This is a genomic window from Pseudomonas sp. LARHCG127 (assembly GCF_052871455.1).
The window spans coordinates 198,255-213,891 of the sequence record NZ_JBIXJT010000006.1 but is presented as its reverse complement, the minus strand read 5'-3'; the positions used below and the strand labels follow the sequence as shown (position 1 = coordinate 213,891).

Here is a 15,637-nt window from a genome sequence, read left to right as displayed (position 1 = left end):
GTTGTGGGAGCGGGCTTGCTCGCGAAGGCGGTCTATCTGAGACGATGATGTTGAATGTGCCACCGTCTTCGCGAGCAAGCCCGCTCCCACAAGTCGCGCTCGTTCGCTATTCCATCGGCGTGCTGACAAACGCCTCCAGCCCTTCGGCATAGGCGGTGAACGCGCTGATCGACGGGAATGACTTGCCCTGCACCTGGTCCGGCACCACCAGATTGGTGAAGCTCCAGGCCACCGCCACGGTAATACCGGCCTGATCGAGTGTGCCATCGGTGACCAGTGGCTGTTTCCCCAGTTCCTGCTCTAGCAAGTCATAGGCTGCCGCCAGTTGGCCTTCCACGCGTTCAACCCAGGGGGCGTGTTGGATTTCCGTCGGGCGCAGGTTGCGTTCGTAGTAGATCTGCACCGATTTCTCGCACGCCGCCAGGGCCAGGCCAATCAGGCGCAGGAAGCGCCCCCGCTGCCCACTGTCGACCGGCATCAGGCTTCTACCCGGCGCGGCCAAGGCCTCGAGATAGTCGATGATCAACGTGGAGTCCATCAGCACGTTGCCATCGTCCAGCACCAGGGTCGGCGCCTTGACCACCGGGTTGATGCGCTGGAACTGGTCGAAATGCCTGAACACCGAAACGGATTCGTGTTCCAGGGCAACCCCCAGGCACTTGGCGGAAATGGCGACGCGTCGCACATAGGGCGAGTCCAGCATGCCGATCAGTTTCATGACATCTCCTTCAGAAAGTCTTGTGGGTGTTAATCCTCGAACCCGACCTGTTCATGGATTTCATCGACCTTGAGTTCCAACCGGTAAGCCACGGCGATGAACAACGCCTGGCACAGGCACAACGTGGCGCTCAGCGAACGGAAGGCGAACGAGCTGCCTTCGTTCACCAGCAACACCGCATTGGCCCGTTTGGCCAGGGGCGAAAGGTTGCTGTCGGTGATGATCAGGGTCTTGGCCTGGTGATGCTGGGCGATGCGCAAGCAGTGCTGGGTTTCCTTGCCGTAGGGCGTGAAGCTGATGGCGATGACCAGGTCGTTGGCCCGCACGCTGCGCATCTGCTCGCGGTAACTGCCCCCCAGGCCGGACACCAGGTGAATGCGCTTGTTGGTGTGCTGCAGGTTATAGACCAGGTAGTCGGCAACCGCGAACGAACGGCGTACACCCACCACATAGATGTTGTCGGCGTTGACCACCAGGTCCACGGCCTTTTCGAACGCCTGGTCGTCCAGCTCCAACCCCAGGCGCTCGATGCCCGACAAGGTTGCGTTGACGCATTCGCGGGCCAGGTCGCCACCGCTGGCCTTCTGGGACTTGTTGGCGATCATGCTGCGGATGCGTTGCTGGTAGTTCTGCACCGGGGTGGTCTTGTGGGTGTAGGCCTCGCGGAATAACGCCTGCATTTCGCTGAACCCGCTGAAGCCGAAGCGCTGGGAAAACCGGACGATGGCCGAGGGGTGCACTTCGCATTCCCGGGCGATGTCGCTGATGCGATCCACCATGATCCGGTCACTCTGCTGGCTCATGTAGCTGGCGATGCGCTTGAGCTGGCGCGGCAGGCTTTCGTATTCGTCGGTGATCAGTTGCAACAGGCGCTCGGCATTGATCGGTGGGCTCGGGAGGGCGGGTTCGGACGCACTCTCGGACGGCGCCGGCAGATCATCGGGGCGGGTCATAGAAAATCCTTCTGGCTTGTTCTTATAGGGCGGCCCGAAAAAAGGCTGGCCCTCGACAATAGGTTGGCTGGTCGCAGTCTACAGCGTAGGCGCAGGGAAAATCATGGGCGGACAAATGTTGCAGCAGTGCTGAAACGATGCACTGTGTCTGCTTCGCTTGGGTCATAGGGTATTGGAAAAAATATTCCACGTAAAAAATTTATAGAATAATTATTGATTATTGCCTGCGGCTCGTTTTAGTCTGCATTCACCAACAGCGTTGGCGCCGGTGTCGGCGACAAGCGCAGGCTGATAAAAATAACAGGAGCCAGCATGGGCCAGACTCGTTTTGCCAGTGGGCGTCAATTGGATGTGATCTGCCTGGGACGCCTGGGCGTCGACCTCTATGCGCAGCAAGTCGGCGCGCGCCTGGAAGATGTCTCGAGCTTCGCCAAGTACCTGGGCGGTTCCTCTGCCAACATCGCGTTCGGCACGGCGCGCCTGGGGCTTCGGTCGGCGATGCTGAGCCGGGTCGGGGACGACCACATGGGGCGCTTCCTGGTGGAGTCCCTGGCCCGCGAAGGCTGCGATGTCAGTGGCATCAAGGTCGATCCCGAACGCCTGACGGCCATGGTCCTGCTGGGGATCAAGGACCGGGAAACCTTTCCCCTGGTGTTCTACCGGGAAAATTGCGCGGACATGGCGCTGCGCGCCGAAGACATCGACGAAGCGTTCATTGCCTCCAGCAAGGCCCTGCTGATCACCGGCACGCATTTCTCCACCGATGGCGTCTACCAGGCCAGTATCCAGGCGCTGGACTACGCGCAAAAGCACCAGGTCAAGCGCGTCCTCGACATCGACTATCGGCCGGTGCTCTGGGGCCTGGCGGCCAAGGCTGACGGAGAAACCCGGTTTGTCGCCGACCAGAAGGTCAGCCAACACGTGCAAGGCATCCTGCCGCGTTTCGACCTGATCGTCGGCACCGAAGAAGAATTTCTCATCGCCGGCGGCAGCGAAGACCTGCTGACCGCGCTGCGCACCGTGCGCTCGCTGACGGCGGCGACGCTGGTAGTCAAGCTCGGCCCCCAGGGCTGTACGGTGATCCATGGCGCCATCCCGGCCCGGCTCGAAGACGGTGCGATTTACCCGGGCGTACGGGTCGAAGTCTTGAACGTACTGGGCGCCGGCGATGCGTTCATGTCGGGCTTTCTTGCCGGCTGGCTGGAAGATGCCAGCGATGAGCGCTGCTGTCAGTTGGCCAATGCCTGCGGCGGCCTGGTGGTGTCGCGCCATGCCTGCGCCCCGGCGATGCCGACCCGGGCCGAGCTCGACTATTTATTCCAAAGCCCGGTGCCGATCACCCGGCCCGACCAGGATGCCGTGCTGCAACGGCTGCACCAGGTCAGCGTACCCCGCAAGGCTTGGAAACAGTTGTTCATCTTTGCTTTCGACCATCGCGGACAATTGGTGGAACTGGCCCAGAAGGGCGGTCGCGAGTTGAGCAGCATCGGTGAACTCAAGCAACTATTCATCCAGGCGGTGGCGCGGGTCGAAGCCGACCTGCGGCACCAGGGCATCGAGGCTGACGTCGGTCTGCTGGCCGACCAGCGCTTCGGCCAGGATTCGCTGAACGCTGCCACCGGGCGCGGCTGGTGGGTGGCGCGGCCGGTGGAGGTGCAAGGTTCGCGGCCGCTGGCCTTCGAGCATGGGCGTTCCATTGGCAGCAACCTGATCGCCTGGCCACAGGAGCAGATCATCAAGTGCCTGGTGCAATTTCACCCTGACGACGAACCGCTGCTGCGCCTGGAGCAAGAGGCGCAGTTGATGGGGCTGTACAAGGCCTCCCAGGCCAGCGGCCACGAGTTGCTGCTGGAAATCATACCGCCCAAGGATCACCCATCACCGCACCCGGACGTGCTCTATCGTGCCCTCAAACGCCTCTACAACCTGGGTATCTTCCCGGCGTGGTGGAAGATCGAGGCCCAGGGCGCGCAGGAGTGGCAGCAGCTCGACGAGCTGATCCAACAGCGCGACCCGTATTGCCGTGGCGTGGTCCTGCTGGGCCTCAACGCCCCGGCCGCCGCGTTGGCCGAAGGCTTTCGCCAGGCCCGTCGGAGCACCACCTGCCGTGGGTTCGCCGTGGGCCGCACGATCTTCCAGGAACCGAGCCGGGCCTGGCTGGCCGGGGAAATCGACGACGAAACGCTGATCCGGGATGTGCAGGGCAGGTTTGTGGAATTGATCGAGGCGTGGCGTGCTGCGCGCAGTTAAAGGAATTCAAAGATTGTAAACACTGAACCTGTGGGAGCGAGCTTGCTCGCGATGGCGTCAGGCCAGTCAGCATCACTTTGACGGATACACCGCTATCGCGAGCAAGCTCGCTCCCACAGGGATTCAGCGTCGTTCTTACTGATTGTGAAAACAATAAAAGGTGCAGCCATGCCCGCTATTCGAATTGGCATCAACCCGATTTCCTGGAGCAACGATGACTTGCCGTCGTTGGGCGGCGAGACGCCGTTGAGTACGGCGCTGAGTGAAGGCAAGGCCATCGGCTACGAAGGTTTTGAGCTCAACGGCAAATTCCCCAAGGACGCCAAGGGCGTCGGCGATGTGCTGCGGCCTTACGACCTGGCGCTGGTGTCCGGCTGGTATTCCAGTCGCCTGGCCCGGCGTTCGGCGGCGGAAGAAATCGACGCCATCGCCAGCCACGTCGAGCTGCTGGCGCAGAACGGCGCGACGGTGCTGGTCTACGGCGAAGTGGCCGATTCCATCCAGGGCCAGCGGATTCCATTGGTCGAGCGGCCGCGTTTCCATACGGATGACGCCTGGCAAGCCTACGCCGACAAACTCACCGAACTGGCGCGCTTCACCCTGTCCCAAGGCGTGCGCCTGGCCTATCACCACCACATGGGCGCCTACGTCGAATCGCCCACGGACATCGACAAACTGATGGCCCTGACCGGCAGTGAAGTGGGCCTGCTGTTCGACTCGGGTCACTGCTACATGGGCGGTGGCGAGCCGTTGCAGGTGCTGCGCAAACACATCGAGCGGGTCTGCCACGTGCACTTCAAGGACGTGCGCAAACCGGTGGTGCAACTGGCACGCAACAACCTCTGGAGCTTCCCCGACTGCATCATCAACGGCACCTTCACCGTGCCGGGGGATGGCGACATCGACTTCGCCGCGTTGCTCGACGTGCTGCTGGCCGCCGACTACCAAGGCTGGTTGGTGGTGGAAGCCGAGCAGGACCCTGCCGTAGCCCCGAGTTATGCCTACGCCAAGAAGGGCTACGACACCTTGCGCGCCTTGCTGAACGAAAGGAGCCCGTCATGAGCCTGTTGATCAAGAGCCAATCCAGCGGCCGAACCATGGTCCAGTTGCCGGCGGGCGAGTTGGAATACGTCGGCTTCGCTGCCTACCGCCTGCGTCTCGGTGAAACCCTGCCAGTGGCCGCCGGGGACAAGGAATTGTGCCTGGTGCTGCTCAGTGGTCGCATCAGCCTCAAGGGCGAAGCGCCGGGGCAGGGCGCCTTCGATTGGGACAACCTCGGTGATCGCCAGTCGGTGTTCGAGGACAAATCACCTTATGCCGCTTACCTGCCGCCCGGCAGTCAGGCCCAGGTCACCGCCCTGAGCGATGTGCAGATTGCCGTGTGCGCCGCACCGGGTTCGGCGCAAAACAGTCATGGCCCACGGCTGATCCGCCCGGACAGCATGAAGCGCAGCGTGCGCGGCAAGGGCGCCAATACCCGCTATGTCTGCGACATCCTGCCGGACAGCGAACCGGCCCACTCGCTGCTGGTGGTGGAGGTGCGCACGCCGTCGGGGCATTCCTCGAGCTACCCGCCCCACAAGCACGACACCGACGACCTGCCGCACCAGAGCTTCCTCGAAGAGACCTATTACCACCAGGTCAATCCGTCCCAAGGCTTCGTGTTCCAGCGGGTCTACACCGACGACCGCAGCATCGACCAGGCCATGGCCGTGGAGAACAACGACCTGGTGGTCGTCCCCAAAGGCTATCACCCGGTCAGCGTGCCCTACGGGTACGAGTCGTATTACCTGAACGTCATGGCCGGCCCGAAGCGGGTCTGGCAATTCCACAACGATCCGCAGCACAGCTGGCTGCTGGATCTCTGACCCCACACATACGCAGGGAGAACAAGCACGATGAGCGACGCCCCGGTAGTAGGCCATTACATCAACGGTCAGGTGCAGGACAGCGACAGTCTGCGGTCCAGCAACGTCTTCAATCCGGCCACCGGTGCGGTGCAGGCGCGGGTGGCCCTGGCCGAGCCGAGTACTGTCGACGCGGCGGTGGCCTCGGCGCTGGCGGCGTTCCCGGCCTGGTCCGAGCAGTCGTCATTGCGTCGTTCGCGGGTGATGTTCAAGTTCAAGGAGCTGCTCGATCGTCACCACGACGAACTGGCCCGGATCATCAGCCGTGAACACGGCAAGGTGCTGTCCGACGCTCACGGCGAAGTCACCCGCGGCATCGAGATCGTCGAGTACGCCTGCGGTGCGCCAAACCTGCTCAAGACCGATTTCAGCGACAACATCGGTGGCGGCATCGACAACTGGAACCTGCGCCAGCCCCTGGGCGTTTGCGCCGGGGTCACACCGTTCAATTTCCCGGTGATGGTGCCGCTGTGGATGATTCCCCTGGCGCTGGTTGCCGGCAACTGCTTCATCCTCAAGCCTTCGGAACGCGACCCGTCCGCCAGTTTGCTGATGGCCCGCTTGCTGACCGAAGCCGGACTGCCGGACGGCGTGTTCAATGTGGTCCAGGGTGACAAAGTCGCGGTGGATGCGCTGTTGCAGCACCCGGACATCGAAGCGATTTCCTTTGTCGGCTCCACGCCCATCGCCGAGTACATCCACCAGCAGGGCACGGCCCACGGCAAGCGCGTCCAGGCCCTGGGCGGGGCCAAGAACCACATGATTGTCATGCCCGATGCCGACCTCGACCAGGCGGCGGACGCCTTGATCGGTGCCGCCTACGGCTCGGCCGGTGAACGCTGCATGGCCATTTCCATCGCCGTGGCAGTGGGCGACGTCGGCGACGAACTGATCGCTCGCCTGCTGCCGCGTATCGACCAGTTGAAAGTCGGCAACGGCCAGCAACCCGGCACCGACATGGGGCCCCTGGTCACTGCCGAGCACAAGGCCAAGGTCGAAGGTTTCATCGATGCCGGCGTGGCCGAGGGTGCCCGGCTGATTGTCGACGGCCGAGGCTTCAAAGTGCCGGGGGCGGAGCAGGGGTTCTTTGTCGGGGCGACGCTGTTCGATCAGGTCACTGCCGAGATGAGCATCTACCAGCAAGAAATTTTCGGCCCGGTGCTGGGGATCGTCCGTGTGCCGGACTTCGCCACGGCGGTGGCGTTGATCAACGCCCATGAGTTCGGCAACGGCGTGTCGTGCTTTACCCGCGACGGCGGCATCGCCCGGGCGTTCGCCCGCAGCATCAAGGTCGGCATGGTGGGCATCAATGTGCCGATTCCGGTGCCCATGGCCTGGCATTCCTTTGGCGGCTGGAAGCGCTCGTTGTTCGGCGACCACCATGCCTACGGCGAGGAAGGCCTGCGCTTCTATAGCCGCTACAAGAGTGTGATGCAGCGTTGGCCCGACAGCATCGCCAAGGGCCCTGAATTCAGCATGCCGACTGCCCAATAACGCATTTTTCGTATGACTGCCGGAGGGAGAACAACAATGAACAAGCCCCTGCGTTTTGCCTTGAACCGAATGGTTGCCCCGCACCTGTCACTGCCCGCGTTCATCGACTTGGCCCTGGCGTTGAAAACCGATGCCATCGAGATTCGCAACGACCTCAAGGGTGTCGAGATCGAAGACGGCATGCCGCCGGCTCGCGTCCGTGAGTTGTGCGAGGCACGCGGCATCAAGGTGCTGTCGATCAACGCCCTGTACCCCTTCGATGTGTGGAACGAAGAGCGCCGCGCCCAGGCCGTGCGGCTGGCCGACTACGCCCGCGAGTGCGGCGCCGAGGGGCTGGTGATGTGCCCACTCAATGACCGCGCCGACCCGCGCAGCGAAGCCGAACGTGCGGCTGGGCTGCGTACCGCCCTCAGTGAACTGGCACCGATCCTGCGCGCCTTCGGCATCTACGGTTTCATCGAACCCCTGGGTTTCGAAGAGTGCTCGTTGCGCCGCAAGCACACGGCGGTGGAAGCGATCAAGAGCATTGGCGGGCTGGATGTGTTCCGCCTGGTGCACGACACTTTCCACCATCATCTGGCCGGCGAGCAGGAGTTCTTCCCCGAACTGACCGGGCTGGTGCACATCTCCGGCGTCGAGGATGCCCAGGCACCATTGGCGACGATTCGAGACGGCCACCGAGTGCTGGTGGGCGAGGCTGACATCCTCGGCAATGCCAAGCAGATCGAGGCGTTGCTCAGCGGCGGTTATGACGGTTACCTGTCTTTCGAGCCATTTGCCGAGAGCGTCCATGAGCTGGCCGACATCCGCCAGGCGTTGGGGGCGAGCATGAGCCACCTGCAAAGCTCGCAGGCATGAGCCGGCTTCCCGAACGATGGAGAACCCTCCTGTGGGAGCGAGCTTGCTCGCGATAGCGGAGTGTCAGTCAATATTGATGCTGGCTGACCGGACGCCATCGCGAGCAAGCTCGCTCCCACACTTGACCGAGTTGCGTTTGAAAAGGTGCAAGCATGACCACAACACGACTGACCATGGCCCAGGCCCTGGTGAAATTCCTCGATAACCAGTACATCGAAGTCGATGGCGTCCAGAGCAAGTTCGTCGCCGGGGTCTTTACCATTTTCGGCCACGGCAACGTGCTGGGCCTGGGCCAGGCGCTGGAGCAGGACAGCGGCGACCTGGTGGTCCACCAGGGCCGCAACGAGCAGGGCATGGCCCATGCCGCCATCGGGTTTGCCAAGCAGCATTTGCGGCGCAAGATCTACGCCTGCAGTTCGTCGGTCGGCCCCGGTGCGGCGAACATGCTGACCGCCGCGGCCACCGCCACGGCCAACCGCATTCCGCTGCTGCTGTTGCCCGGCGATGTCTACGCCAGTCGCCAGCCGGACCCGGTGCTGCAACAGATCGAGCAGTTCCACGACCTGAGCATCAGCACCAACGATGCCTTCAAGGCCGTGAGCAAATACTGGGACCGCATCAACCGCCCCGAGCAATTGATGACCGCCGCGATTCACGCGATGCGGGTACTGACCGACCCGGCCGAAACCGGCGCGGTGACCCTGGCGCTGCCCCAGGACGTGCAAGCCGAAGCCTACGACTACCCGGATTACTTCCTGCAAAAACGCGTGCACCGCATCGACCGCCGGCCGGCCACCGAAGCGATGCTCGGCGATGCCCTGGCGTTGCTCAAGGGCAAGCGCAAGCCGTTGATCATCTGCGGTGGCGGCGTACGCTACTCCGGCGCCAACGCCGCGCTACAGGCGTTTGCCGAGCGCTTCGAGATTCCCTTTGCCGAGACCCAGGCCGGCAAGAGCGCGGTTGTGTCGAGCCATCCGCTGAACGTCGGCGGTGTCGGCGAAACCGGTTGCCTGGCGGCGAACCTGCTGGCCAAGGAAGCCGACCTGATCATCGGCATCGGCACCCGCTACAGCGATTTCACCACCGCGTCGAAATGGCTGTTCCAGCACCCCGAGGTGCAATTTCTCAACCTCAACATCAGCCCGTGCGATGCCTTGAAACTCGACGGCGTGCAACTGTTGGCCGACGCCCGTTCGGGCCTGGAGGCCTTGTCGGCCGCGATGGGGGATTATCGTGCCGAATGGGGCGGGCAGGTTGCCGATGCGAAGGCCCAGCTCGACGCCGAAGTGGACCGTATCTACCAGGCGGATTACCAGGCCGAGGATTTCGTCCCGGAAATCAACGACCACATGGACCCGGCGGTGTTTCGCGAATTCATCGAGCTCACCGGTTCCTGCCTGACCCAGAGCCGCGTGCTCGGTACGCTCAACCAAGCCTTGGCGGATGACGCCATCATCGTCGCCGCCGCCGGCAGCCTGCCCGGCGATTTGCAGCGCAGCTGGCGCAGCAAGGGCGTCGACACTTATCACGTCGAGTACGGTTATTCGTGCATGGGATACGAGGTCAATGCCGCCCTGGGCGTGAAGCTCGCCGAGCCGGACAAAGAGGTCTATGCGTTGGTGGGCGATGGCTCCTACATGATGCTGCATTCGGAACTGGCGACCTCGATCCAGGAGCGCCGCAAGATCAACGTGGTGCTGTTGGACAACATGACGTTCGGTTGCATCAACAACCTGCAAATGGAACACGGCATGGACAGCTTCGGCACCGAGTTCCGCTTCCGCAACCCCGAGACCGGTAGGCTCAACGGCGCCTTCGTGCCAGTGGACTTCGCCATGAGCGCGGCGGCCTACGGTTGCAAGACCTACAAGGTCAAGACCCTTGATGAGTTGCACGCGGCCCTGGCCGATGCCCGGCGCCAGACGGTCTCGACGCTGATCGACATCAAGGTTCTGCCCAAGACCATGATCCACAAATACCTGTCGTGGTGGCGGGTTGGCGTGGCGCAAGTGTCCACCAGCGCCCGCACCGATGCCGTCGCCAAGACCCTCAACGAACGACTGGCCAAGGCCCGTCAATACTGATTGCCCCAACCCTACGAAAGGAGTTCCAAATGTCTTTGAAGCTGGGCGTCATCGGCACCGGGGCCATCGGCCAGGACCATATCCGTCGTTGCAGCCAGACCTTGCTCAACAGCCAGGTGGTGGCGGTGACCGACATCAACCTCGCCCAGGCGGCGAAGGTGGTGGCCGACTTGAAATTGACTGCCGAGGTCTACCCCGACGGTCATGCATTGATCAAGGCGCCGGACGTGGAGGCGATTCTCGTCACCTCCTGGGGCCCGAGCCATGAAGAGTTCGTGCTGGCGGCCATTGCGGCGGGCAAGCCGGTGTTCTGTGAAAAGCCCCTGGCGGTCACGGCCGAAGGCTGCCGCAAGATCGTCGACGCCGAAGTGGCCCATGGCAAGCGCCTGGTGCAGGTCGGTTTCATGCGTCCGTACGATGAAGGCTATCGCGCGCTCAAGGCGGTGATCGACAGTGGCCAGATCGGTGAACCGCTGATGCTGCACTGCGCCCACCGCAACCCGAGCGTGGGCGAGAACTATAAGACCGACATGGCGATCACCGACACCTTGATTCATGAACTGGACGTGTTGCGCTGGCTGTTGGCCGATGACTACGTCTCGGTGCAAGTGGTGTTCCCCCGCAAGACCAGCAAGGCCCTGGCCCACCTGCGGGACCCGCAGATTGTCCTGCTGGAAACCGCCCGGGGCACGCGCATCGACGTCGAAGTGTTCGTCAACTGCCAGTACGGCTATGACATCCAGTGCGAAGTGGTGGGGGAGACCGGCATCGCCAAGCTGCCGGAACCGTCCCAGGTGCAACTCCGCAGCGGCGCCAAGCTGTCCAATGCGATCCTGATGGATTGGAAGGACCGCTTCATCGCTGCCTACGACGTCGAATTGCAGGCCTTCATCGATGGCGTGCGTGCCGGGCAAGTGGGCGGACCATCGGCCTGGGATGGGTTTGCCGCGGCGGTGGCGGCGGATGCTTGTGTCGAGGCGCAACAGAGCGGGCAGATCGTCAAGGTCGACTTGCCCGAGCGCCCGCGTTTCTACGGCTAAATGCATACCCCCTGTGGGAGCGGGCTTGCTCGCGAAGACGGCGGTACATTCAACATTGATGTCGACTGACACCAAGCCTTCGCGAGCAAGCCCGCTCCCACAGTCGGCTGCGTTCCCCTCAAAGGTACTCGGTCAAATTGTGGGAGCGAGCCTGCTCGCGATGGCGGTGGGTCAGGCGACATTGATGTTGGCGGGCCTGACGCCATCGCGAGCAGGCTCGCTCCCACAGGGGGATGGTGTGTATTCAATGATTTTCAAGGAGCTTTCATGCGAATCGGACTAGTCGGCTACGGCAAGGGTGGGCGGTTCTTTCATGCGCCGCTGATCAGCAGCCTGCCAGGGGCTACGTTTGTCGGCGTGGTGACGCGGTCCGCCGAGCGCCGTCAACAATTGGCCAGCGATCACCCGGATGCCCAGGCCTTCGACACCCTCGAACAATTGGTGGCGGCCGGCGTCGACGCGGTGGTGGTCTCCACCCCTTTGGACGGTCGCCCAGCCATTGTGATGCAAGCCATCGAACTCGGCGTGGCGGTGGTCAGCGACAAACCATTCGCCCCTGACGCCGCCCAGGCCGAGGCCATGGTGTTGGCCGCCGAACAACGCGGCGTGCCGCTGAGCGTGTACCAGAACCGTCGCTGGGATTCGGATTTCCTGACCCTGCGCAAACTGCTGGCCTCTGGTGCCCTCGGGCAAATCATCCGTTTTGAATCCAGCGTCGAGCGTTATTCGCCAACTTCGGTGGGCAAAGGCAGCGGCGGCGGGTTTCTGCGCGACCTCGGCAGCCATCTGGTGGACCAGGCGCTGCAATTGTTCGGCCCGGTGGTGCGGGTCTACGCCGAGCTGGATTATCGGCAGCCGGACCAGGTGTTCGACAACGGCTTCTTCATGTCCCTGACCCATGCCAGCGGCGTGATTTCCCACTTGAGCGGCAATTGCGTGCAAAACGCAGCGCGCCCGCGTTTTCGGGTCAACGGCACCCAGGGCTGCTACACCGTCGAAGGCCTGGACGGGCAGGAGGCCCAGGCGCTGGCCGGCTTGAGTCCGGCGACCGAGGGCGAGCGCTGGGGGGCGGAAGAACATCGACGCTGGGGTTGGTTCGAACATGGCACCGAGCGCGAGCGGGTGACCTCCGAACGTGGCTGCTGGCTGGCGTTCTACCAACAACTGCAAAGCGCGTTGCAGGACGCTGGCCCGCTGCCGGTAGAGGCCCGTGATGCCTTGGCCACCACGCGTATCCTCGACGCGGCCAGGCGGAGTGCCGAGCAGGGCGAAGTGGTGGGTTTATCCGCGCCTGTGGGACATGGAATAAAAAACGAATAAAATTCTAAAATCAGTTGATATGGAAAATATTTTCCAATAAAGTCGATTCCAGGTTACCGACAACCCTGTCTGCCTCCTGCCAAGCCAGCCTTGAATGGACGACAGACGAAACAAAAACAAGAAACACAGCTAGGTACCGTCGATGAAAACCTTCAGCCGCTCTGCGTTTCACCTGCCATATCTGCTGCGCCTGTCTGCAGTCCTTCCCCTGTTCGAATCCCTGTGTATCCAGCGCAAGGGCGCCATGGTCTGTTGCATGCCCGGTGCGCCTATCGTGCGCTTGCCCCGTTCCTGATCCGTCACGCCTTATCCATAAAACCAACAAAAAAGTGGAGAAAGACCGTTCATGAAGACCAAGACCCGTATCGCCTCGCTGGCCCTGTCTTTGATGCTCACCAGCGGCGCTGCCCTGGCGGACCTGAAGATCGGCGTCAGCATGTCCCAGTTCGATGACACCTGGTTGACCTACCTGCGCGAATCCATGGACAAGAAAGCCAAGTCTTTGCCCGACGGCGTCACCCTGCAGTTCGAAGATGCGCGCAGTGACGTGGTCAAGCAACTGAGCCAGGTGGAAAGCTTCATCAGCCAGAAGGTCGATGCGCTCATCGTCAACCCGGTGGACACCGCCGCGACCCAGCGCATCACCAAGGCCGCGGTGGCTGCCGGTATCCCACTGGTGTACGTCAACCGTCGCCCGGACGATCCGAAACTGCCGGAAGGGGTGGTCACCGTGACCTCCGATGACCTCGAGGCCGGGCGCATGCAGATGCAATACCTGGCCGACAAGATGGGCGGCAAGGGCGACATCGTGATCCTGCTGGGTGACCTGGCCAACAACTCCACCACCAACCGCACCAAGGGCGTCAAGGAAGTCCTCAAGAAGTACCCGGACATCAAAATCGAGCAGGAGCAGACCGGCACTTGGTCGCGGGACAAGGGCATGACCCTGGTCAACGACTGGCTGACCCAAGGCCGTGAATTCAATGCGGTGGTGTCCAACAACGACGAAATGGCCATCGGCGCGGCCATGGCCCTCAAGCAAGCGGGCACCCAGAAAGGCAGCGTATTGATAGCCGGGGTCGATGGCACGCCGGACGGTTTGAACGCCATCAAGAAAGGCGACATGGCGGTCTCGGTGTTCCAGGACGCCAAGGGCCAGGCCGATGGCTCCATCGACACGGCGGTCAAAATGGCCAAGGGCGAGAAAATGGCGTCCGTCGTGGTGCCGTACCGCCTGATCACGCCGGAAAACGTCGATCAGTTCAAGTGACGTTCAACCCGGTCCCACCACAACAATAAGCAGGCAAGGTTGCAACGCCACCTTGCCGAGGGAGTACCTGATCATGTTCGCTTCAGCGACTGCTTCGAGCGCCCCGGCCATGACTTTCCAGCCGGACGTATTACTTGATGAGCCGTACCTGCTGGAAGTCGTCAATGTCAGCAAGGGCTTTCCCGGTGTGGTGGCCTTGTCCGATGTTCAACTGCGGGTGCGCCCCGGCTCCGTGCTGGCCTTGATGGGTGAAAACGGTGCGGGCAAATCCACCTTGATGAAAATTATCGCCGGCATCTACCAGCCGGACGCCGGCGAACTGCGCCTGCGCGGCAAACCGGTGACGTTCGACACGCCGCTGGCGGCGTTGCAGGCCGGCATCGCGATGATCCATCAGGAACTGAACCTGATGCCCCACATGAGCATCGCCGAAAACATCTGGATCGGCCGCGAGCAGCTCAACGGCCTGCACATGGTCGACCATGGCGAAATGCACCGCTGCACCGCCCGGCTGCTGGAGCGCCTGCGCATCAAGCTCGACCCCGAGGAGCAGGTGGGCAACCTGAGCATTGCCGAGCGGCAGATGGTCGAGATTGCCAAGGCCGTCTCGTATGACTCCGACATCCTGATCATGGACGAGCCGACTTCGGCCATTACCGAGACCGAAGTCGCCCACCTGTTCTCGATCATTGCCGACCTCAAGTCCCAGGGGAAAGGCATCATCTACATCACCCATAAGATGAACGAAGTGTTTGCCATCGCCGATGAAGTGGCGGTGTTTCGCGACGGCGCCTATATCGGTCTGCAACGGGCCGACAGCATGGACGGCGACAGCCTGATCTCGATGATGGTCGGGCGCGAGCTGAGCCAGTTGTTCCCAGTGCGCGAGCAACCCATCGGTGAGTTGGTGCTGTCGGTGCGCGACCTGAGCCTGGACGGCATCTTCAAAGGCGTGTCCTTCGACCTGCATGCCGGGGAGATCCTGGGGATCGCCGGATTGATGGGCTCGGGCCGGACCAACGTGGCCGAAGCGATTTTCGGCGTGACCCCGAGCACCGGCGGCGAAATCCTCCTGGACGGCCAACCGGTGCGCATCACCGACCCGCACATGGCCATCGAAAAAGGCTTCGCGCTGTTGACCGAGGACCGCAAGCTCAGTGGCCTGTTCCCGTGCCTGTCGGTGCTGGAAAACATGGAGATGGCCGTGCTGCCCCATTACGTCGGCAACGGCTTCATCCAACAGAAAGCCCTGCGCGCCTTGTGCGAGGACATGTGCAAGAAACTGCGGGTCAAGACCCCGTCGCTGGAACAGTGCATCGACACCTTGTCCGGCGGCAACCAGCAGAAAGCCTTGCTGGCGCGCTGGTTGATGACCAATCCACGCATCCTGATCCTCGACGAGCCGACCCGCGGCATCGATGTCGGCGCCAAGGCCGAGATCTACCGGCTCATCGCCTATCTCGCCAGCGAAGGCATGGCGGTGATCATGATTTCCTCGGAACTGCCGGAAGTATTGGGCATGAGCGACCGGGTCATGGTGATGCACGAAGGCGACCTGATGGGCACCCTCGACCGCAGCGAAGCGACCCAGGAACGCGTGATGCAACTGGCCTCGGGCCTGTCCTGATGCCTTTCGGCTCAGGTAAATAAAGTCGAGCGAATGTGGCGAGGGAGCTTGCTCCCGCTGGGGCGCGAAGCGGCCCTGTGTCGGCTCGCTATGCGGCCCAGCGGAGCACGCTCCCT

13 protein-coding genes are annotated in these 15,637 nt (G+C 62.5%); 11 read left to right on the top strand and 2 right to left on the bottom strand.

Translation table 11 applies throughout. The annotated features are described in order from the left end of the window. Positions 1–106: 106 nt before the first annotated feature. Positions 107–718, bottom strand: a complete 612-nt coding sequence (locus ACIPQ1_RS12720) for a glutathione S-transferase (protein WP_446534227.1) — start codon at positions 716–718, stop codon at positions 107–109. Between the two features lie 29 nt (positions 719–747). After that, a complete protein-coding gene (locus ACIPQ1_RS12715) occupies positions 748–1,671 on the bottom strand; it encodes a MurR/RpiR family transcriptional regulator (protein ID WP_003202885.1) in 924 nt (307 codons plus the stop codon). A gap of 312 nt (positions 1,672–1,983) precedes the next feature. Between ACIPQ1_RS12715 and ACIPQ1_RS12710 the strand changes: the two genes are divergently transcribed. The 11 genes from ACIPQ1_RS12710 to ACIPQ1_RS12660 all read left to right on the top strand — a co-directional run bounded on the left by ACIPQ1_RS12710 (position 1,984) and on the right by ACIPQ1_RS12660 (position 15,521). Next, positions 1,984–3,921, top strand: coding sequence for a bifunctional 5-dehydro-2-deoxygluconokinase/5-dehydro-2-deoxyphosphogluconate aldolase (locus tag ACIPQ1_RS12710; RefSeq protein ID WP_411385002.1), 1,938 nt, complete (start codon positions 1,984–1,986; stop codon positions 3,919–3,921). Positions 3,922–4,089: 168 nt separating this feature from the next. After that, positions 4,090–4,983: a myo-inosose-2 dehydratase gene (gene iolE / locus ACIPQ1_RS12705; RefSeq protein WP_186710422.1), complete on the top strand. Its 894-nt coding sequence runs from the start codon at positions 4,090–4,092 to the stop codon at positions 4,981–4,983. After that, on the top strand, positions 4,980–5,789 hold the full coding sequence (iolB, locus tag ACIPQ1_RS12700; protein ID WP_446534226.1) for a 5-deoxy-glucuronate isomerase: 810 nt from the start codon (positions 4,980–4,982) through the stop codon (positions 5,787–5,789). Before iolE ends, iolB begins: the two co-directional genes overlap by 4 nt. A 30-nt stretch (positions 5,790–5,819) precedes the next feature. Continuing rightward, positions 5,820–7,322: a CoA-acylating methylmalonate-semialdehyde dehydrogenase gene (locus ACIPQ1_RS12695; protein WP_446534225.1), complete on the top strand. Its 1,503-nt coding sequence runs from the start codon at positions 5,820–5,822 to the stop codon at positions 7,320–7,322. A gap of 36 nt (positions 7,323–7,358) precedes the next feature. Continuing rightward, positions 7,359–8,180: a TIM barrel protein gene (locus tag ACIPQ1_RS12690; protein WP_446534224.1), complete on the top strand. Its 822-nt coding sequence runs from the start codon at positions 7,359–7,361 to the stop codon at positions 8,178–8,180. A gap of 152 nt (positions 8,181–8,332) precedes the next feature. Further along, positions 8,333–10,264 (top strand): 3D-(3,5/4)-trihydroxycyclohexane-1,2-dione acylhydrolase (decyclizing), encoded by a 1,932-nt coding sequence (gene iolD / locus ACIPQ1_RS12685; RefSeq protein ID WP_411384997.1) that lies wholly within the window; start codon positions 8,333–8,335, stop codon positions 10,262–10,264. A 29-nt stretch (positions 10,265–10,293) separates the two neighbouring features. Continuing rightward, on the top strand, positions 10,294–11,304 hold the full coding sequence (locus ACIPQ1_RS12680; protein WP_053185351.1) for a Gfo/Idh/MocA family protein: 1,011 nt from the start codon (positions 10,294–10,296) through the stop codon (positions 11,302–11,304). A 267-nt stretch (positions 11,305–11,571) separates the two neighbouring features. After that, entirely contained in the window at positions 11,572–12,624 is a 1,053-nt protein-coding gene (locus tag ACIPQ1_RS12675; RefSeq protein WP_411384995.1) for a Gfo/Idh/MocA family protein, read from the top strand. A gap of 142 nt (positions 12,625–12,766) precedes the next feature. After that, on the top strand, positions 12,767–12,919 hold the full coding sequence (locus ACIPQ1_RS12670) for a hypothetical protein (RefSeq protein WP_250965574.1): 153 nt from the start codon (positions 12,767–12,769) through the stop codon (positions 12,917–12,919). A gap of 51 nt (positions 12,920–12,970) precedes the next feature. Next, a complete protein-coding gene (locus ACIPQ1_RS12665) occupies positions 12,971–13,894 on the top strand; it encodes a sugar ABC transporter substrate-binding protein (protein ID WP_411384994.1) in 924 nt (307 codons plus the stop codon). Between the two features lie 73 nt (positions 13,895–13,967). Beyond that, entirely contained in the window at positions 13,968–15,521 is a 1,554-nt protein-coding gene (locus ACIPQ1_RS12660) for a sugar ABC transporter ATP-binding protein (protein WP_186729056.1), read from the top strand. Positions 15,522–15,637 lie beyond the last annotated feature (116 nt).